The sequence below is a fragment of the Paenarthrobacter sp. PPS72 genome, from assembly GCF_048537125.1.
GTDB classification, from domain to species: Bacteria; Actinomycetota; Actinomycetes; order Actinomycetales; family Micrococcaceae; genus Arthrobacter; species Arthrobacter nitroguajacolicus_E.
The window spans coordinates 87,395-108,086 of record NZ_JBLYIE010000007.1 but is presented as its reverse complement, the minus strand read 5'-3'; the positions used below and the strand labels follow the sequence as shown (position 1 = coordinate 108,086).

General features: G+C 61.0%; 13 protein-coding genes. 12 read left to right on the top strand and 1 reads right to left on the bottom strand.

The features are described 5' to 3' along the window. The first annotated feature begins 75 nt into the window (after window positions 1-75). From rpoB to ACLRGI_RS04495, 8 genes are all read left to right on the top strand, one after another. Window positions 76-3,582 carry a DNA-directed RNA polymerase subunit beta gene (rpoB, locus tag ACLRGI_RS04530; protein ID WP_043471397.1) on the top strand — a complete coding sequence of 1,169 codons (3,507 nt, stop codon included), beginning with the start codon at window positions 76-78 and terminating at the stop codon, window positions 3,580-3,582. A 103-nt stretch (window positions 3,583-3,685) separates the two neighbouring features. Continuing rightward, window positions 3,686-7,585, top strand: a complete 3,900-nt coding sequence (locus ACLRGI_RS04525) for a DNA-directed RNA polymerase subunit beta' (RefSeq protein WP_144648596.1) — start codon at window positions 3,686-3,688, stop codon at window positions 7,583-7,585. 415 nt (window positions 7,586-8,000) lie between these two features. Then, window positions 8,001-8,375 carry a 30S ribosomal protein S12 gene (rpsL, locus tag ACLRGI_RS04520; protein WP_009358312.1) on the top strand — a complete coding sequence of 125 codons (375 nt, stop codon included), beginning with the start codon at window positions 8,001-8,003 and terminating at the stop codon, window positions 8,373-8,375. A gap of 1 nt (window position 8,376) precedes the next feature. Beyond that, window positions 8,377-8,847: a 30S ribosomal protein S7 gene (gene rpsG / locus ACLRGI_RS04515; RefSeq protein ID WP_003803829.1), complete on the top strand. Its 471-nt coding sequence runs from the start codon at window positions 8,377-8,379 to the stop codon at window positions 8,845-8,847. A gap of 69 nt (window positions 8,848-8,916) precedes the next feature. Further along, on the top strand, window positions 8,917-11,031 hold the full coding sequence (gene fusA / locus ACLRGI_RS04510; RefSeq protein WP_011775599.1) for an elongation factor G: 2,115 nt from the start codon (window positions 8,917-8,919) through the stop codon (window positions 11,029-11,031). 231 nt (window positions 11,032-11,262) lie between these two features. Then, complete coding sequence (gene tuf / locus ACLRGI_RS04505) at window positions 11,263-12,453, top strand: elongation factor Tu (protein ID WP_011775598.1); 1,191 nt, start codon at window positions 11,263-11,265, stop codon at window positions 12,451-12,453. 154 nt (window positions 12,454-12,607) lie between these two features. Then, window positions 12,608-16,765 (top strand): hypothetical protein, encoded by a 4,158-nt coding sequence (locus ACLRGI_RS04500; protein WP_419200469.1) that lies wholly within the window; start codon window positions 12,608-12,610, stop codon window positions 16,763-16,765. A 28-nt stretch (window positions 16,766-16,793) separates the two neighbouring features. After that, on the top strand, window positions 16,794-16,919 hold the full coding sequence (locus tag ACLRGI_RS04495; protein ID WP_419200468.1) for a hypothetical protein: 126 nt from the start codon (window positions 16,794-16,796) through the stop codon (window positions 16,917-16,919). A gap of 36 nt (window positions 16,920-16,955) precedes the next feature. Here the strand turns inward: ACLRGI_RS04495 and ACLRGI_RS04490 are convergent, their stop codons facing one another. Then, window positions 16,956-18,389, bottom strand: coding sequence for a GH1 family beta-glucosidase (locus tag ACLRGI_RS04490; protein ID WP_419200467.1), 1,434 nt, complete (start codon window positions 18,387-18,389; stop codon window positions 16,956-16,958). A 382-nt stretch (window positions 18,390-18,771) separates the two neighbouring features. Between ACLRGI_RS04490 and rpsJ the strand changes: the two genes are divergently transcribed. The 4 genes from rpsJ to rplW are packed head-to-tail and all read left to right on the top strand — an operon-like array spanning window position 18,772 to window position 20,672. Further along, window positions 18,772-19,080 (top strand): 30S ribosomal protein S10, encoded by a 309-nt coding sequence (rpsJ, locus tag ACLRGI_RS04485; RefSeq protein ID WP_003803825.1) that lies wholly within the window; start codon window positions 18,772-18,774, stop codon window positions 19,078-19,080. A gap of 17 nt (window positions 19,081-19,097) precedes the next feature. Further along, window positions 19,098-19,748, top strand: a complete 651-nt coding sequence (rplC, locus tag ACLRGI_RS04480; protein ID WP_011775595.1) for a 50S ribosomal protein L3 — start codon at window positions 19,098-19,100, stop codon at window positions 19,746-19,748. Between the two features lie 4 nt (window positions 19,749-19,752). Then, window positions 19,753-20,370: a 50S ribosomal protein L4 gene (gene rplD / locus ACLRGI_RS04475; protein WP_011775594.1), complete on the top strand. Its 618-nt coding sequence runs from the start codon at window positions 19,753-19,755 to the stop codon at window positions 20,368-20,370. Next, window positions 20,367-20,672: a 50S ribosomal protein L23 gene (gene rplW, locus ACLRGI_RS04470; protein ID WP_011775593.1), complete on the top strand. Its 306-nt coding sequence runs from the start codon at window positions 20,367-20,369 to the stop codon at window positions 20,670-20,672. The genes rplD and rplW overlap by 4 nt, the downstream gene beginning before the upstream one ends. Window positions 20,673-20,692 lie beyond the last annotated feature (20 nt).

Here is a 20,692-nt window from a genome sequence, read left to right as displayed (position 1 = left end):
TATTCTGCGGAGCACTCTGCGGGATGCAAACGGGGGAGATCTGAAAACGCCTGAAGGTCTGTGGAAGGATCCCTCTTGGTCGCCTCGAGCACCTCTAATAACGAAACCGCTAACACGGCAAGCACCGATGGTGCCACCCGCCGCCTCTCATTCGCAAAGATTCACGAACCCCTTGATGTTCCGAATCTTCTCGCCCTGCAGACGGACAGCTTTGACTGGCTGGTCGGAAACGAACGCTGGCAGGCGCGGGTAGCGAAGGCTGTCGAGGAGGGCGACCTTAGCGTCGCCACCACCTCCGGACTTGCCGACATCTTCGAAGAGATCTCCCCAATCGAGGACTTCCAGGGCACCATGTCCCTGAGCTTCTCCGAGCCGGAGTTCGCTGACCCGAAGTACACCATGGCCGAATGCAAAGACCGTGACGCCACTTACTCGGCACCGCTGTATGTCAAGGCCGAGTTCATGAACAACAACACGGGCGAAATCAAGCAGCAGACCGTGTTCATGGGCGACTTCCCCCTCATGACTGAAAAGGGAACGTTCGTCGTCAACGGCACCGAGCGTGTTGTTGTCTCCCAGCTGGTCCGTTCACCGGGCGCCTACTTTGAGCGCACCGCTGACAAGACCAGTGACAAGGACATCTTCACTGCGAAGATCATCCCGTCGCGTGGTGCATGGTTCGAACTCGAAATCGACAAGCGCGACCAGGTCGGCGTTCGCCTCGACCGCAAGCGCAAGCAGTCGGTCACCGTTCTCCTGAAGGCCCTCGGTTGGACCGAAGGCCAGATCCTGGAAGAGTTCGGCCAGTACGACTCCATGCGTGCAACGCTGGAGAAGGACGCCACCGAGACCCGCGAAGACGCGCTTCTGGACATCTACCGCAAGCTGCGTCCGGGCGAGCCGCCCACAGTTGAGGCTGCCCAGTCCCTGCTGGACAACCTGTACTTCAACGCCAAGCGCTACGATCTGGCCAAGGTTGGCCGTTACAAGATCAACCGCAAGCTCGGCATCGACCGCTCCCTTGGAGACAAGGAAGCGTCGGTCCTGCACGTTGAAGACATCGTCGCCATGATCAAGTTCCTCGTTGCGCTTCACGCCGGCGAGAAGACCCTCATGGGCAAGCGCGACGGCGAAGACCACGAGCTCCGCGTCGACGTCGATGACATCGACCACTTCGGCAACCGTCGCATCCGCGCCGTTGGCGAACTGATCGAGAACCAGGTCCGCACCGGTCTTTCCCGTATGGAACGCGTCGTCCGCGAACGCATGACCACGCAGGACGTCGAGGCCATCACGCCGCAGACACTGATCAACATCCGCCCTGTTGTTGCAGCCATCAAGGAGTTCTTCGGAACGTCCCAGCTGTCGCAGTTCATGGACCAGAACAACCCGCTTTCGGGTCTGACCCACAAGCGCCGCCTGTCGGCACTTGGCCCGGGTGGTCTGTCCCGTGACCGCGCAGGCATGGAAGTTCGAGACGTTCACCCGTCCCACTACGGACGTATGTGCCCCATCGAAACCCCTGAAGGCCCGAACATTGGTCTGATCGGTTCGCTGGCATCCTACGGCCGCATCAACCCGTTCGGCTTCATCGAGACGCCGTACCGCCTGGTTTCCGAGGGCGTCGTTTCCGACGAAGTCCAATACCTGACGGCCGATGACGAAGCCGAGGTCCTGATCGCACAGGCCAACGCTCCGCTGGACGCTGACAAGAAGTTCTCTGAAGAGACCGTCCTTGTCCGTGCCCGTGGTGGTGGAGGCGAGCCCGTTCTGGTTCCCGCTGCCGACGTTCAGTTCATGGACGTTTCCCCGCGCCAGATGGTGTCCGTGGCAACCGCCCTGATCCCGTTCCTTGAGCATGACGATGCAAACCGTGCACTTATGGGTGCCAACATGCAGCGCCAAGCCGTGCCGCTGGTCCGCTCCGAGGCTCCTTTCGTGGGCACCGGCATGGAGCGCGCAGCAGCTGTTGACGCCGGTGACGTTGTCATCGCGAAGAAGGCAGGTGTGGTCACCGAGGTTTCCGCCGAGCTCGTTGTCATGATCAACGACGACGGTACCGAGACCAACTACCGCATCAACAAGTTCGCCCGTTCCAACCAGGGCAACTGCTACAACCACCGTGTCCTGGTCAACGAAGGCCAGCGCCTGGAAGTTGGCGGCATCATCGCTGACGGTCCCGCAACGGACCAGGGTGAGCTTGCTCTCGGTAAGAACCTCCTCGTGGCATTCATGTCATGGGAAGGCCACAACTTCGAGGACGCCATCATCCTGTCCCAGCGCATTGTTGCTGAGGATGTTCTTTCCTCCATCCACATTGAGGAGCACGAAATTGATGCCCGCGACACCAAGCTTGGTGCCGAGGAAATCACCCGTGACATCCCCAACGTGTCCGAGGAAGTCCTTGCAGGCCTGGACGAGCGCGGCATCATCCACATCGGTGCCGAGGTTGAAGCCGGCGACATCCTGGTCGGAAAGGTCACCCCTAAGGGTGAAACCGAACTGACCCCGGAAGAGCGCCTTCTCCGCGCGATCTTCGGTGAGAAGTCCCGCGAAGTCCGCGACACCTCCCTGAAGGTGCCCCACGGCGAGTCCGGCACGGTCATCGGCGTGCGCGTCTTCGACCGCGACAACGACGACGAACTGCCCCCGGGCGTGAACCAGCTGGTCCGCGTCTATGTTGCAGCCAAGCGCAAGATCACCGACGGCGACAAGCTCGCCGGCCGTCACGGCAACAAGGGTGTCATCTCCAAGATCCTTCCGATCGAAGACATGCCCTTCCTTGCAGACGGTACCCCGGTGGACATCGTCCTGAACCCGCTTGGTGTTCCGGGTCGTATGAACGTTGGCCAGGTTCTGGAAACCCACCTCGGTTGGGTTGCCAAGACCGGTTGGAAGATTGAGGGCGAGCCGGAGTGGGTCAAGAACCTGCCCAACCTGCCCCGTGAAACCGGCCAGACCACCGTTGCCACACCGGTGTTCGATGGCGCCCGCGAAGAAGAAATCACGGGCCTGCTTGACTCCACCAACGTGACCCGCGATGGCGACCGCCTGATCGACTCCTCCGGCAAGACCCGTCTGTTCGACGGCCGCTCCGGCGAGCCGTTCCCGGACCCGATCTCCGTCGGTTACATGTACATCCTGAAGCTCCACCACTTGGTGGACGACAAGATCCACGCGCGTTCCACCGGCCCGTACTCCATGATCACGCAGCAGCCGCTGGGTGGTAAGGCTCAGTTCGGTGGCCAGCGCTTCGGTGAAATGGAAGTGTGGGCGCTCGAAGCTTACGGTGCCGCCTACACCCTTCAGGAACTCCTCACGATCAAGTCCGATGACATCCATGGTCGTGTGAAGGTCTACGAAGCCATCGTCAAGGGCGAAAACATCCCTGAGCCTGGCGTTCCCGAGTCCTTCAAGGTCTTGATCAAGGAAATGCAGTCGTTGTGCCTGAACGTGGAAGTTCTTTCCACCGATGGAACCACGATCGAAATGCGTGACTCTGATGACGCAGTCTTCACGGCTGCGGAAGAACTGGGCATCGATCTGTCTCGTGCAGAGCCCAGTTCCGTAGAAGAGGTCTAGCAGCTGTTCCGGCGGACAGCCTCAACCACTGTCCGTCGGAACAACTCCCTCTTCCCGTAACCAAGACTTCAGAATTTAGAGAACAAGAGAGAACAGGGACCATATGTCCAGCGAATCCTCCTTCGGCCTCATGCAGATCGGCCTCGCCACCGCGGAAGACATCCGCGGATGGTCTTACGGTGAGGTCAAGAAGCCGGAAACCATCAACTACCGCACGCTCAAGCCCGAGAAGGACGGACTCTTCTGCGAGAAGATCTTCGGCCCGTCCCGCGACTGGGAATGCTACTGCGGCAAGTACAAGCGCGTGCGCTTCAAGGGCATCATTTGCGAGCGTTGTGGCGTTGAAGTCACCCGCGCCAAGGTGCGTCGTGAGCGCATGGGCCACATCGAACTGGCTGCGCCTGTAACCCACATCTGGTACTTCAAGGGCGTTCCCTCGCGCTTGGGCTACCTTTTGGACCTGGCACCGAAGGACCTTGAGAAGGTCATCTACTTCGCTGCTTACATGATCACCAGCGTTGACACCGAAAGCCGTCACGCCGAACTGCCGAACCTCCAGGTCGAGCACGACCTCGAGAAGAAGCAGATGGTGGACAACCGCGACAGCGACATCGCCACGATCGCCCGCGACCTTGAAGACGAGCTTGCCCGTCTTGAAGGCGAAGGTGCCAAGGCTGCCGACAAGAAGAAGGCCCGCGACTCTGCTGACCGCCAGATGGCAAACGTCCGCAAGCGTGCCGACGCCGACATCGAGCGCCTTGAGCAGGTTTGGGACCGCTTCAAGAACCTCAAGGTTGCTGACCTTGAAGGCGACGAAGGCCTTTACCGCGAGCTGCGCGACCGTTACGGTCTGTACTTCGAGGGCTCCATGGGTGCCGAGGCCATCAAGAAGCGCCTCGAGACCTTTGACATGCAGGCTGAAGCCGAGTCATTGCGCGACACCATCCAGAACGGCAAGGGCCAGCGTAAGACGCGTGCCCTGAAGCGCTTGAAGGTTGTCAACGCGTTCCTGACCACCAACAACAGCCCGCTCGGCATGGTTCTCGACGCCGTTCCGGTGATCCCGCCGGAACTGCGCCCGATGGTCCAGCTGGACGGTGGCCGCTTTGCGACCTCCGACCTCAACGACCTCTACCGCCGCGTGATCAACCGCAACAACCGACTCAAGCGCCTGCTTGACCTCGGTGCTCCGGAGATCATCGTCAACAACGAGAAGCGCATGCTTCAGGAAGCTGTTGACAGCCTTTTCGACAACGGTCGTCGTGGCCGCCCCGTCACGGGTCCGGGCAACCGTCCGCTGAAGTCCCTGAGCGACATGCTCAAGGGCAAGCAGGGTCGTTTCCGCCAGAACCTGCTCGGCAAGCGTGTTGACTACTCCGGCCGTTCGGTCATCGTTGTTGGCCCGCAGCTGAAACTGCACCAGTGTGGCCTGCCCAAGCAGATGGCCCTGGAGCTCTTCAAGCCGTTCGTGATGAAGCGCCTGGTTGACCTCAACCACGCCCAAAACATCAAGTCGGCAAAGCGCATGGTTGAGCGTTACCGTCCGCAGGTTTGGGACGTACTGGAAGAGATCATCACCGAACACCCGGTGCTGCTCAACCGTGCACCTACCCTGCACCGCCTCGGCATCCAGGCCTTCGAACCGCAGCTTGTGGAAGGTAAGGCAATCCAGCTTCACCCGCTGGTTTGTGGCGCCTTCAACGCTGACTTCGACGGCGACCAGATGGCAGTCCACCTGCCGCTGAGCCCGGAAGCCCAGGCCGAAGCACGCATCCTGATGTTGTCCTCGAACAACATCCTGAAGCCGTCTGATGGCCGTCCGGTGACCCTTCCTTCGCAGGATATGATCATCGGTCTCTACCACCTGACCACCAAGCGCGTCGGCTCTGCCGGCGAAGGCCGCATCTTCTCCTCGGTTTCGGAAGCCATCATGGCGTACGACGCCCGTGACCTGCACCTGAACTCCCAGGTGAAGATCCGTCTGGACGACTTCGTGCCTTACGCAGGGTGGGAAGCTCCGGAAGGTTGGGAGCCCGGTCAGCCGGCTCTCGTTGAAACCTCGCTGGGCCAGGTCATCTTCAACCAGACGCTGCCCGAGGATTACCCGTGGGTTGAGGCTGTTGCGGACAAGGGCGAACTGTCCCGGATCGTCAACGACCTCGCCGAGCGCTACCCGAAGGTTGTTACTGCGGCAACGCTGGATAACCTGAAGGATGCCGGCTTCTACTGGGCCACCCGCTCGGGTGTCACGGTTGCCATCTCCGACATCGAGGTGCCTACTTCCAAGCCTGCCATCCTGGCCGGTTACGAGAACATGGCAGCCAAGATCCAGGGCCAGTACGACAAGGGCCTGATCGACGACGACGAGCGTCGCCAGGAACTGATCGAAATCTGGAACAAGGCAACCAACGAAATCGCCCAGGCGATGCGCGACAGCCTGTCCCCGATGAACACCATCAACCGCATGGTGTCCTCCGGTGCACGTGGTAACTGGATGCAGGTCCGCCAGATCGCGGGTATCCGTGGTCTTGTGGCTAACCCGAAGGGTGAGATCATTCCTCGCCCGATCAAGTCCTCCTACCGCGAGGGCCTGTCGGTGCTGGAATACTTCATCGCCACGCACGGTGCCCGTAAGGGTCTGGCCGATACCGCCCTCCGTACCGCCAACTCGGGTTACTTGACCCGTCGTCTGGTGGACGTTTCGCAGGACGTCATCGTCCGCGAAGAGGACTGTGGTACCGAACGCGGTCTGGTCACCCCGATCGCCGTGCCGGATTCCAACGGTGAGCTCGTCCTGGACGAGAACGTCGAGAACAGCGCCTACGCACGTACGCTGGCTGTCGACGTCGTCGATGCCCAGGGCAACGTCCTGGCTGCCGGCGGCACCGACTGCGGCGACGTCGTTATCGACCAGCTGCTGGCTGCAGGCATCACCGAGGTTAAGGTTCGCTCCGTACTCACTTGTGAGTCCAAGGTGGGCACCTGCGCACTCTGCTACGGCCGTTCGCTGGCCACCGGCAAGACCGTTGACATCGGCGAGGCCGTGGGCATTATCGCCGCACAGTCCATCGGTGAGCCCGGTACCCAGCTGACCATGCGTACGTTCCACACCGGTGGTGCTGTTTCGGCCGGTGGTGGCGACGACATCACGCAGGGTCTGCCCCGTATCCAGGAGCTCTTCGAAGCCCGTACTCCGAAGGGTGTTGCACCGATTGCTGAAGCAGCCGGCCGCATCACCATCGAAGAGTCCGAGCGCCAGATGCGCCTAGTCATCACTCCGGACGATGGTTCCGAAGAGATTGCCTACCCGGTGCTGCGCCGTTCACGTCTCCTCATTGAGGATGGCGAGCACGTCAGCGTCGGCCAGAAGCTGATCAACGGTCCTGTGGACCCGAAGCAGGTTCTGCGCATCATGGGCCCCCGTGCCGCACAGAAGTTCCTTGTGGACGAGGTTCAGGGCGTTTACCGCAGCCAGGGTATTGGTATCCACGACAAGCACGTCGAGGTTATCGTCCGCCAGATGCTGCGCCGCGTGACCGTCATCGAATCCGGCGACTCCGACCTGCTCCCCGGTGAGCTTGCAGAGCGTGCCCGCTTCGAGGACGAGAACCGCCGCGTCGTGTCCGAGGGCAAGTCCCCGGCTTCGGGTCGTCCGGAACTCATGGGTATCACCAAGGCTTCCTTGGCAACCGAGTCCTGGCTGTCGGCAGCTTCCTTCCAGGAAACCACCCGCGTCCTGACGCAGGCGGCCATGGAAGGCAAGAGCGATCCTCTGCTCGGCCTCAAGGAAAACGTCATCATCGGTAAGCTCATCCCGGCTGGTACGGGTCTGCCCCGCTACACAGAGGTCACTGTGGAGCCGACGGAAGAAGCAAAGGCAAGCCTGTTCACGGGCCCCAGCGCTTTCACCGACTTCTCCTATGACGCCCTGGGGGGCGACGGCGCTCCCGAGTTCCACGCCATCCCGCTGGATGACTACGATCTCGGCAACGACTTCCGCTAAAACCGGTAGTTAGCGCTTTGACGGTCGGGCCCCGCACTTTCGAGTGCGGGGCCCGACCCGTTAACAGCGGCTTTTAACCCGGCAAGACGGGGGAGCGGAGGACGACGACGGCGGCCGCGTTTCCGCCGTCGTCCTCCATACACCCGATTAAGGCGCCAGATCAAGCCGTGCTAGACTTTTGGTAATTGTTCTGTGTGGCAGTGGATGAAGGCCGCCGCAGCATCATTTTGGTTTTGTTCTCATGGTGCTGGGTGGAGCCTGTTTCCGGGTTGCGGGCAACATGCGCAACGAATGCCGCACTTTTGCACGCCTACCGGAGTTTCGGCCGGCTGCACGAGCAACGCCAAAGTTCCCACGTTTACCCAGGCTGGCGCCTGTGTGTGGGGGCAGAGATCAAACAACGGAGAACACGAAAGTGCCTACGATTAACCAGCTGGTCCGCAAGGGCCGCACGCCGAAGGTCTCCAAGACCAAGGCTCCCGCGCTGAAGGGCAGCCCGATGCGCCGCGGTGTTTGCACCCGCGTTTACACCACCACCCCCAAGAAGCCGAACTCGGCTCTCCGTAAGGTGGCACGTGTGCGCCTCAACGGTGGCGTAGAAGTTACCGCATACATCCCCGGTGTTGGCCACAACCTCCAGGAGCACTCCATCGTGCTCGTCCGTGGTGGTCGTGTTAAGGACCTTCCGGGTGTCCGCTACAAGATCGTCCGCGGCGCACTCGACACCCAGGGTGTCAAGAACCGCAAGCAGGCTCGCAGCCGTTACGGCGCAAAGATGGAGAAGAAGTAATATGCCTCGCAAGGGTCCGGCCCCGAAGCGGCCGCTAGTTTCCGATCCCGTTTACGGCTCCCCGTTGGTCACGCAGCTGATCAACAAGGTTCTTGTCGACGGCAAGAAGTCCACCGCAGAGCGCATCGTTTACGGTGCACTCGAAGGTGCACGTGCCAAGTCCGGCGGCGACCCCGTTGCCGCTCTCAAGAAGGCCATGGACAACGTCAAGCCTTCCCTCGAGGTGCGTTCACGCCGTGTTGGTGGCGCTACCTACCAGGTTCCGGTTGAGGTCAAGCCGGGTCGCTCCACCGCCCTCGCTCTGCGTTGGCTCGTGGGCTACTCCAAGGCCCGCCGTGAGAAGACCATGACCGAGCGCCTCCAGAACGAAATCCTGGATGCCTCCAATGGTCTTGGTGCCGCTGTGAAGCGTCGCGAAGACACCCACAAGATGGCCGAGTCCAACAAGGCCTTCGCACACTACCGCTGGTAAAAACTTTCCGGACGCCGCCGGCTCACTGAGCCGGCGGCGAACGTGTAGTCCATCCGAAAGGGAGACCCCGTGGCACAGGACGTGCTTACCGACCTTAATAAGGTCCGCAACATCGGCATCATGGCCCACATCGATGCCGGCAAGACCACCACTACCGAGCGCATCCTGTTCTACACGGGTGTGAACCACAAGATCGGCGAGACGCACGACGGCGCTTCGACGACTGACTGGATGGAACAGGAAAAGGAACGCGGCATCACCATCACGTCTGCCGCCGTGACTTGCTTCTGGGACAAGAACCAGATCAACATCATTGACACCCCGGGCCACGTTGACTTCACGGTTGAGGTTGAGCGCTCCTTGCGCGTCCTCGACGGTGCAGTCGCAGTGTTCGACGGCAAGGAAGGCGTGGAGCCGCAGTCCGAGACTGTTTGGCGCCAGGCTGACAAGTACAACGTTCCGCGTATCTGCTTCGTCAACAAGATGGACAAGCTGGGCGCTGACTTCTATTTCACCGTAGACACCATCATCTCCCGTCTTGGTGCCAAGCCGCTGGTTATGCAGCTGCCCATCGGCGCGGAGAACGACTTCATCGGTGTCGTTGACCTCCTCGAAATGCGCGCCCTGGTTTGGCCTGGCGACGCAAAGGGTGACGTCACCATGGGCGCTTCCTACGAAGTGCAGGAAATCCCGGCGGACCTCCAGGCCAAGGCCGAAGAGTACCGTGCACAGCTCGTTGAGACTGTGGCCGAGGCTTCCGAAGAACTCATGGAGAAGTACCTCGAAGGTGAAGAACTCACCCTCGAAGAGATCAAAGCCGGCATCCGCAAGATGACCATCAACTCTGAGCTCTACCCGGTCTTCTGTGGTTCTGCCTTCAAGAACCGTGGTGTCCAGCCGATGCTTGACGCCGTTGTTGACTTCCTGCCGAACCCGCTCGACGTCCCGCCGATGATCGGTCACGATCCCCGCGACGAAGAGAAGGAACTGACCCGCAAGCCTTCTGCTGACGAGCCGTTCTCGGCCCTCGCCTTCAAGATTGCTGCGCACCCGTTCTTCGGTCAGCTGACCTTCGTCCGCGTGTACTCCGGTCACGTTGAGGCAGGCGCCCAGGTGGTTAACTCCACCAAGGGCAAGAAGGAACGCATCGGCAAGCTGTTCCAGATGCACGCCAACAAGGAAATGCCCGTCGAGGGCGCTACCGCCGGCCACATCTACGCAGCCATCGGTCTGAAGGACACCACCACGGGCGACACCCTGTGCGATGCCAACAACCAGATCGTCCTCGAGTCCATGAGCTTCCCGGAGCCCGTGATCTCTGTTGCGATCGAGCCCAACACCAAGGGTGACCAGGAGAAGCTCTCCACGGCTATCCAGAAGCTCTCTGCTGAGGACCCGACCTTCCAGGTCTCCCTCAACGAAGACACGGGCCAGACCATCATCGCCGGCATGGGCGAGCTTCACCTGGACATCCTGGTGGACCGCATGCGCCGCGAATTCAAGGTCGAGGCAAACGTTGGCAAGCCGCAGGTTGCTTACCGCGAAACCATCAAGCGCGCCGTCGAGCGTCTTGACTACACGCACAAGAAGCAGACCGGTGGTTCGGGTCAGTTCGCAAAGATCCAGATTGCGATCGAGCCCATGGACACCGCTTCAGGCGAGCTGTACGCGTTCGAGAACAAGGTCACCGGTGGCCGTGTTCCGCGCGAATACATCCCGTCCGTTGACGCTGGTATCCAGGATGCACTGAACGACGGCGTCCTGGCCGGTTACCCGGTTGTCGGCATCAAGGCCACGCTGATTGATGGCGCGTCCCACGACGTTGACTCCTCGGAAATGGCGTTCAAGATCGCCGGACGTATGGCTTTCAAGGAAGCTGCACGCAAGGCGAACCCTGTTCTGCTTGAACCGCTGATGGATGTTGAGGTCCGCACACCTGAGGAATACATGGGTGATGTTATTGGTGACCTGAACGCCCGTCGTGGCCAGATGCAGTCCATGGAAGACGCAGCAGGTGTGAAGGTTATCCGTGCACACGTTCCGCTGTCCGGCATGTTCGGTTACATCGGTGACCTGCGGTCCAAGACCCAGGGTCGCGCTGTTTACTCCATGACGTTCAACAGCTACGCGGAGGTCCCCAAGGCAGTAGCCGACGAGATCATCCAGAAAACCCGCGGCGAGTAATCTCCCGGTAACGGATGCAATTCCGGTATCGGGAAGGCATCTGAGCGCTTGAGGCGGGGCTGCGGCGACAGCCGCGGCCCGGCCCCTGCGCAAACAGGCTCGAGGAACTACCATTGGTTCCTGAATCTGCAATTTCACCAAAACCAAGCCCCCAAGTAGACTTGCTAAAGTTTCTGCCGCGAAAAGCGCGGCCGAGGAGCACTTCACTTGAAATCGTTCTAGGAGGAACCTGTGGCAAAGGCAAAGTTCGAGCGGACTAAGCCGCACGTCAACATCGGCACCATTGGTCACGTTGACCACGGTAAGACGACGCTGACTGCCGCCATTTCCAAGGTGCTGTACGACCAGTACCCGGATCTCAACGAGCAGCGCGACTTCGCGTCGATCGACTCTGCTCCGGAAGAGCGCCAGCGCGGTATTACCATCAACATCTCCCACGTGGAGTACCAGACCGAGAAGCGCCACTACGCACACGTAGACGCCCCGGGTCACGCTGACTACATCAAGAACATGATCACCGGTGCTGCCCAGATGGACGGCGCAATCCTCGTGGTTGCCGCAACCGATGGTCCGATGGCTCAGACCCGTGAGCACGTTCTGCTCGCCCGCCAGGTTGGTGTTCCCTACCTGCTGGTCGCACTGAACAAGTCCGACATGGTTGATGACGAAGAACTCCTCGACCTCGTCGAAATGGAAGTTCGTGAGCTCCTGAGCTCGCAGGGCTTCGATGGCGATGAGGCTCCGGTTGTTCGCGTTTCCGGCCTCAAGGCTCTGGAAGGCGACCCGGTTTGGGTCAAGTCCGTCCAGGACCTGATGGCAGCTGTCGACGAGTCCGTTCCGGACCCCGTACGTGACCGCGACAAGCCGTTCCTGATGCCGATCGAAGACGTCTTCACGATCACCGGTCGTGGCACCGTTGTTACGGGCCGCGCCGAGCGTGGAACCCTCGCCATCAACTCCGAGGTTGAGATCGTCGGCATCCGCCCGATCCAGAAGACCACGGTTACCGGTATCGAGATGTTCCACAAGCAGCTCGACGAAGCATGGGCCGGCGAGAACTGTGGCCTCCTGCTCCGCGGTCTGAAGCGCGACGATGTCGAGCGTGGCCAGGTTGTCGTCAAGCCGGGTTCCATCACCCCGCACACCGACTTCGAGGCTAACGTCTACATCCTTTCCAAGGACGAAGGCGGACGTCACAACCCGTTCTACTCCAACTACCGCCCGCAGTTCTACTTCCGTACCACGGACGTAACCGGCGTTATCACCCTGCCGGAAGGCACGGAAATGGTTATGCCTGGCGACAACACTGAGATGACCGTTGCGCTCATCCAGCCGATCGCTATGGAAGAGGGCCTCGGCTTCGCTATCCGCGAAGGCGGCCGCACCGTTGGTTCGGGACGTGTCACCAGCATCATCAAGTAGTCTCTACTTGTAGATCGGTGATACTCCGGCCCAGCCGGTAGTTAGCTAAAGAGAACCCCACCGCTACGGCGGTGGGGTTCTTTTTGCTATAGTTACTCTATCGAATGGATAAAGGCTGGACGTTAGCTGCGTCCGGCGCAACCAAGGAGCTCCCATGACTGCATTCCTCGTACTGCTGCTCCTCGTCATCGTTGGCGGGAGTGGCTTTGCAGTCGGCTTGGCCAAGGGACGGCGCAGCAACGCTCATGGCGCTTCTACAACGCCTGACCAGGCCAACTCCTACCAAGCGGGCTTTCTCGCAGGCCACCTGGCTGGATGGCGGGATGCTGAGACGAAGGGGCAGGTCAAGGATGGCTCTCCGGCCCCTACGTTCACTCCTGCCCCCGTGAGCGTACCGACACCGTCCTATATCCAGTCGCCAGTGCGACTTCCGGCGCCCCCCGCGACTCTTCCTCCGGCTGCCCGCAACCCGGTGCCGTCCCAACCTCCGGTCTTCCACCCGCCGTCCCAGCAGCAAGCTGCGTTCGGCATTCCTCAGCCGCCGGTTGTGCGGGAAACTCCAGAAGCCGCTGCTGCGCGCAAAGAGAAGCGTGACCAGCAAAATATCAACGTCACGCTCTACGTAGCCAGCCTCCTGCTCGTAGCTGCAGGGGCGCTGTTTGTGGGAACGAGCCTTCCGGCGCTCTTCCGCTTCGTGGGGATCTGGTTCATTACTGCTTTGTTTTATGTCTCGGGCATGATCATCCACTCGCGCGTGCCCCGCCTTAGACCCGCCGCCGTTGCCTTCGTCGGCACAGGCCTTGCCCTCATTCCCGTCACCGGGCTGGCCATGTACAACTTTGTTCTGCACAACGGTCCTGCCGCGTGGCTGGTCACATCATTGCTGGGGACAGCCGTTTACGCTTACACAGCAGTGAGGTTGGATAACAAAGTCCTGGCCTTCCTGTCTCTGAGCTTCGTCGTCTCAACGGCGTGGTCAGGTGTCTCCGTCCTCGGGGGCGCCTTGGTTTGGTATTTCACGGCGCTCATTGGAGTGGCAGTTCTGCTGACTGTCGTTGCCTCGCTGCGTCCTAACTGGCTTCCGCCGTTGTACGTCCGGCCCTTGATGCTGCTGCATCCCGCGTTGGTTCCGCTCGTTGCCGTCGCCGTCACTTTCACGCCGCACCTCTTGTCCAAGGGGGAGTACGCCTGGGTGATGTTGATGTGCGGCATCTACTTTGCTGTGATGTTTTTCGTGCCGCAGGCCCAGTTCAGGACACAGCATCTTTATGCAGCACGGGCTGCCCTGACATTGGCACTCCTCGGTGTGGTGTGGGATGTCACTGCCGATGTCAGCTCGGTGATGCTGGCTTCGGTAATCTGCCTTGCCGTCCAGGCTCTGGGAGTGGCCTATGGTGGTAGGAAGCTGCTGCCTCGCTCCTGGTGGGCTGATGCCGTTTCCTGCGTGGCATTGCAGCTGCTCATCTCAGCGATGCTCACGGTGGTTCTGGAATTCGGGGACTTCAACCTTCCCAACTACATTCCTCTTGCGTTGACGATGCTGACAGCCATGGTGGTTGGCTGGAGACTCGGCAGTGGCATGGAGTTTGCCCCCGCGGCTGTCCTCGGCATGGGTGGTGCGCTCGGCGGCCTGTTGGGAGCCTGGGCGGTCTCGGCACTCCTGGCTTCAGCCGCGCTCTATTGGTTCTTGAGGGCGTTGGCCAGGCCAGCTGTTTTCCGCCAGTACTTGATTGTTGCCGGCCGGATAGCGCTCACCTTGGCTGTTCCCACGGCGGTGGCCGGTGTGCTGACCGGGAGTCCGGACAGGACTTCGTACTCCTTGCTGGCGCTCGTGGCGGCGGCAGCTGTGCAGCAGGTGGTGAGCGCCGGGCTCGAACGCGGGGGAGTCCAGCTGCTGGCCCCGCAAGCTTCGGTGGCTGGTTTCGGCGCCGCTGCCGTGGCAGGTCTTCTTGCCCTGCCGGCCTTCGATGACGTTGCCGGCCGTCCGGCTGTGTCTGCAGCTGTCCTCCTGGTCTTGTTGGCAGGTCTGACTTCGGGCCTCTTAATGTTCCCGCGCACTCATCGTGAGTCCGGTGCGCCGGCTACCTGGCGTCCCACTGCGGGCGAAGTAATAGCCCCGGCAACTGCGGTTGTTGCCGGCAGCCTGGCAGCAGCATGGGTGTCCTGGACCCTCGGAAATGTTGTCCTCCTGGCCTTGCTTGCCTACCTGGTGGTCACGGCCTTGCGTCTCTCCGCATCGTTCCACAGGCAGTGCTACTGGTGGCTGGCCCGGGCAGTCGGCACGGTGCTGGCCGCATCCGCCTACGGAGATGCGACGCGCGATGGCTGGAACCTTCGCCTCGCCGGCGAGATTCCCTCTGTGGGACTAGTGGTTCTAGTAGCAACGGTGCTCCAGCTGTTCCTACCCCTCCATCCAGGCAGCCGGAGGCGTTACCCGGGTGGCTCCCTGATTGATGCCGGTGCTCTGGTTTCCGTCATGGCCGGGGCCGCCACCTTCCTTACTCTCACCACGGTGCTGGGAGGACGGAACGCCGGAGACAGCTGGCAGCCGGGATTTGCTGCCATAACCACTGCAGTTGCTGCCGTGCTGGTCAGCGCTATTCTCCGGGTTCGTTCCGCAGCCTGGATCTTCGCTCCCGCCGCATTTGTGCTCCTCCTTACCCTTCGGCTGGGAAATATAAGGGACGTCGAAATCCTGCTCGGCATCTTCGCGGCCTACAGCGGCTTCATGACGGGAGTGGTTCGCCATCGATTGGTCCGGGGCTGCTACTTGCTGGCGGTCCGTGTTCTAGCAGGCGCCTTCATCGCGGTGATAGTGGCCGATGTGACTGACTCGCCGGCGCCGGTGTCCGTCAGCCTGGCCCTGGTGCTCGCGCTGCAGCATGGGCTGACCTTGGTACTGCTCCGGCGTGGCGTTGATGTTGCCTTCCAACGGGCAACAGTTCAGGCCACCTTGGCTGCCCAACTCCTGCTGCCCTTTGCCTACTTGCTCGCAGGGGATTACGACGGCGGAGGCCGCTGGGTTGTGTTGTTTCAGTTGGCCCTGGTCCCGGCTTCCGCAGCAATCGCCTGGCGTGTCCTTGGAGCACGGGGATCCCAATACTTCGGTGTCGCGGCGATAGGGGCCGGCGTCATCGCCCTTGGGCCGGCTATCACCTTCCCCGTATCCACTTGGCTGCACCAGCCGGTGCTGGACAGGTTCCAAGTCCCCGTTGTGCTGCTCGCACTGGCTGTCACCATGGTGGCGGCCAAGGCGGTATTCCGTCCGGGAAGGACGCCTGCGGGTTCAGTTGAACATGTCATGGAGCGGTGGCTCTGGTTCATCTCCGCGATGGCGTTGACCATAGCGGGCGGCCTATTGACCGTGGGTGTTTCCAACTCTTTGACCGGGCTGTCCGTCTTGGTCCTGGCCTGCGTTCTCTTCGCGGCCTCGCACTTTGAAAGAATGCCGGCTCTTTATGCAGCGGCAGCTCCGGCAGTGCTGGTAGGGGCGATTCCCGCCGTCGACGGTTTGCTGCAAGGGCTGCCGGGTGGCATCTGGAGCGACTACGCGGCTTGGCTCATCGGCGGAGTGGGGACCGCGGTACTCCTTTATTCACTGAAGATGTTCGGTGGGCCGGCCATCAGTGGGGAAGACTGGCGGCGGAACTCGCTTGCTGCCTCCGCGGCCTTGGCCGTTGCTTCCTCAGCGGCGGTGGGGCTGGGGCATGACGAGACATCCATGGTCGGCTTCATCCTGGTGGTCATAACCGGGGTCCTGGTGGTAGTTGAGGTACCGCGCGGCAAATGGGTGGCAGCTGAGCTTGCCGGGATTGTTTCTGTTGCAGCTCTTCAACGGGCGGTGCTGTTTGTGGACGTGTCCAGCCCTGATGTCTTCTGGATGGTGCAGTGGTACGTGGTGGCCGGAGCCGTTATAGCAGGACTGCGCTATGTTAACGGGCAGCGTGCGGAAGGCTTCCTTCGGCTTTGCATTGCGGCCGGCGCGCTGTCTCTTATGTCTCTGGGAACCATTTTCGGCGGTACTTCGTCACAGCAACTCTATGTACTCGTGGCGCATGTCCTGCTTCTGGCCGTGGGCCTGCTCTTGGCCGAGCGGCCATTGGTGTGGTGGGGTGCCATCGCCGTAGCGTTGAGCGTTATGTGGGCGCTGCGTTCCTATGCCTTTGCAATGCTTGCCCTGGTTGCCTTGGCGCTGATTGTCCTGGCGGTGTGGCGCTTGAACCGGAAGCCGCCAAGCAATACAGGCGGGTCCGGTCATGGTGGAACTCCGAGCGATGTGCCGCCGGCGCGGTCCCATGACGGAATCCGATAATGTTGCAGTCTACGGAAAGGAACGCATCATGGAATTCCTGATTTTCCTGGCAGTCATTGCTGCTATCGGCGGCGGCGTGCTGTGGGGTCGAAAGAACTTTAAGAACGAGATCGAACGCGCCAAGCGCATTCGGCGCGCCAACAAAAACAAGTAGACGCTTTTCCACCCGTTATGAGTTAACCCATGCGGGCTACAAGTGACGGTGGCGTGCCCGGCCCAGCGCCCGGTACCAGTAGAAGGAGTCCTTGGGAGTCCTTTCCAAGGTCTCGAAGTCCACATGGATCAGGCCGAATCGCTGCGAGTAGCCTGCCGCCCACTCAAAATTGTCCAGCAAGGTCCAGACGTAGTACCCGCGAAGATCCACGTCTTCTGCTATGCCGCCAGGACCGGTTGCTGTCAGCGAGTGGCCCAGATGTTCAGCGAGGTAGCTGATGCGATTGGTGTCCTGGACAGGACCGTCAACGTGGGCAGGCTCGGGGAAGCTGGCTCCGCCTTCGGTGATGTAGATAGGGGGGAGCGCCTCCCCATAGCGGTCCTTCATTTCGCGTAGGAGCAATGCCAGGTACTCCGGTGCAACAGGCCAACCGAACCCGGTGGTCTCGTACTCCTGGTAGGCCGCCAGATGGAACGGCACCTTGGTCATCTCGGGGGATCTTCCTGTGGGGATCTCCGCCGGCCCAGGGCCTGCCGCCACTTTCACCGGGTAATAGTAGTTGAGCCCGTAGAAGTCCAAGGGTTGGCTGATCAGTTCGAGGTCGCCGTCGTGAACTGTACCCAGCGAGCGGAACCACGGTTTCATGGGCAGGGGTGGCTTGGGATATTGGCCAAGCAGAATCGCATCGGCATAGATGCGGTTGAGGATCAGGTCCAGCGCCTGCGCCATCAAGCGGTCGCCGAGACTATTGCTGGCCGGTTCGACGGGGCAGTGCATGTTGGACACTCCGATCTGTCCCTTAACGCCGGCGCCTCGGAGGGCCTGGACGGCCAGCCCGTGTCCCAACAACTGGTGATGTGCAGCAGGCAGCGAGTCGAACAGCAGTTGCAGGCCAGGGGCATGAACTCCTAACGAGTATCCCTGCACGGTGACTGACACGGGCTCGTTCATGGTGACCCAGTGCTCAACGCGGTCACCGAACTGCTCGGCCGCGGCTTGGCAGTAGACTGCGAAGCGTTCGGCAGTATCCCTGTTCATCCACCCCCCGGCATGCTCCAATTCCAGCGGGGTGTCCCAGTGATACAACGTGGCCATGGGCGAGATGCCTGCCGCCAGGAGTTTGTCGATCAGGCGATCATAGAAGTCCAGCCCGCGCTGGTTGACTGAGCCCTTGCCTCCAGGCTGGATGCGCGGCCAGGAGAGCGAGAAGCGGTAGGAATCCACTCCCAGTTCCTGCATCAAGGCAATGTCTTCATCCGAACGGTTATAGTGGTCGCACGCCACCGCGGGGGAGCCGCCGTCGACTATTGCTCCAGGCTTCTCAGAGAAAGCATCCCAACCGGAGGGGCCTCGCCCATCAGCGGTCAGCGAACCCTCTATCTGGAAGGCGGCGGTGGCGACGCCCAGCGTGAACCCCGGGCGGAGGCGGGCGGCGAGATCTTCCACGGAGCCTGAATCCTGGGCGTTCATGACCCCATCATCCTCACCGGATGGGGGCCGGGCAATGGCTCCGCAGGGCCGATTGGCCTTTACACCATATTTCCGCCATACTGGATGAGTTGTTCAAGCGCTTCTTCGTGTCCCGATCCGGATAATGCCGGGTGTCAGGGTCCAGGCTGAAGCCCAAACATAACCCTGAACCCCATGATTGCGGTCGAGTTTGCGTGGAAATCGCGACACGCCCGACCGCGGGGGTCGGTGCGCCGACAAGGTGAGGAACCCGGATCACTCCGGATTCAGCTTGTGCGGCGTGTGGTGGTAAATCCTCAAACGCTTCGGCGGCCACATCAACAGGTAAGTAAACAGAGCAGCCCTAACTAGAGCAGCACTAGCTGAAAGAGAGTCAGGCGACATGGCGGGACAAAAAATCCGCATCCGGCTGAAGTCATATGACCACGAGGTCATTGATGTTTCAGCGCGGAAGATCGTTGAGACGGTCACGCGCGCAGGCGCAACGGTAGTCGGCCCGGTGCCGCTGCCGACGGAGAAGAACGTTTACTGCGTTATTCGCTCTCCTCACAAGTACAAGGACAGCCGTGAGCACTTCGAAATGCGTACTCACAAGCGTCTGATCGACATCATCGACCCCACGCCCAAGGCTGTTGACTCGCTTATGCGTCTCGACCTGCCCGCCGACGTGAACATCGAAATCAAGCTCTAGGGAGGTGCTGAGAGACTATGACCGCAACCCGTAACGTAAAGGGCCTGCTGGGCACGAAGCTCGGCATGACCCAGGTCTGGGACGAGAACAACAAGCTCATCCCGGTAACTGTTGTCCAGGCTGACTCCAACGTCATCACCCAGCTGCGCAACGCAGAGGTAGATGGCTACGTCGCCGTACAGATCGGCTACGGCCAGATCGACCCCCGCAAGGTCACCAAGCCGCTGGCTGGTCACTTTGAAAAGGCTGGCGTAACTCCTCGCCGCCACGTCGTCGAACTGCGTACCGCAGACGCCGCATCCTACGAGCTGGGCCAGGAGCTCTCTGTTGAGATCTTCGAAGCCGGCCAGAAGATCGACGTCGTCGGCACCTCCAAGGGTAAGGGCTTTGCCGGTGTTATGAAGCGTCACGGCTTCCACGGCGTTGGCGCTTCCCACGGTGCCCACAAGAACCACCGTAAGCCTGGCTCCATCGGTGGCGCATCCACCCCGAGCCGCGTCTTCAAGGGCCTGAAAATGGCCGGCCGCATGGGCGCCGAGCGTCACACCACGCTGAACCTCACGGTTCACGCCATTGACGCTGAGAAGTCGCTGCTCCTTATCAAGGGTGCCGTCCCCGGTGCCCGCGGCCAGGTCGTACTCGTACGCACCGCCGTGAAGGGAGCCTAGTTAAATGACTAGCACTGTCAAGGTAGACCTGCCTGCAGAGATCTTCGACGTCCAGACCAACGTGCCGTTGCTGCACCAGGTCGTCGTCGCACAGCTCGCTGCTGCACGCCAGGGTACCCACAAGACGAAGACCCGCGCCGAGGTTTCCGGTGCAGGTCGCAAGCCGTTCAAGCAGAAGGGTACCGGCCGCGCCCGTCAGGGTTCCATCCGTGCTCCTCACATGACCGGCGGTGGCGTTGTCCACGGTCCGACCCCTCGTGACTACAGCCAGCGCACCCCCAAGAAGATGAAGGCTGCTGCACTCCGTGGCGCCCTGTCTGACCGCGCCCGCAACGGCCGCATCCACGTCATCGCTGAACTGGTAGCCGGCACCAAGCCGTCCGCCAAGGAAGCACTGGCTTCGCTGCGTGCAGTCTCCGAGCGCAAGAACCTGCTCGTCGTAATCGAGCGCGCCAACGATGTTGCTGCACTCTCCGTGCGCAACCTCGCAGGTATTCACGTTCTGTACGCAGATCAGCTGAACACCTACGACGTACTCATCTCCGACGACGTGGTCTTCACCAAGGCTGCTTTCGAGGCGTTCGTCGCTGACAAGGCCAAGAACGAGGAGGCCTCCAAGTGAGCGTAACCACCATCAAGGACCCGCGCGACGTCGTGCTTGCACCCGTCGTTTCGGAAAAGAGCTACGGTCTGATCGACGAAGGCAAGTACACCTTCCTGGTGGACCCTCGCTCGAACAAGACCGAAATCAAATTGGCCGTTGAGAAGATCTTCTCGGTCAAGGTTGACTCGATCAACACCATCAACCGTGCCGGTAAGCGCAAGCGCACCAAATTCGGCTGGGGACAGCGCAAGAGCACCAAGCGTGCGATTGTCACCCTCAAAGAAGGCACAATCGACATCTTCGGCGGTCCGCTCGCGTAGCGGAGACCACTTTAACGAGG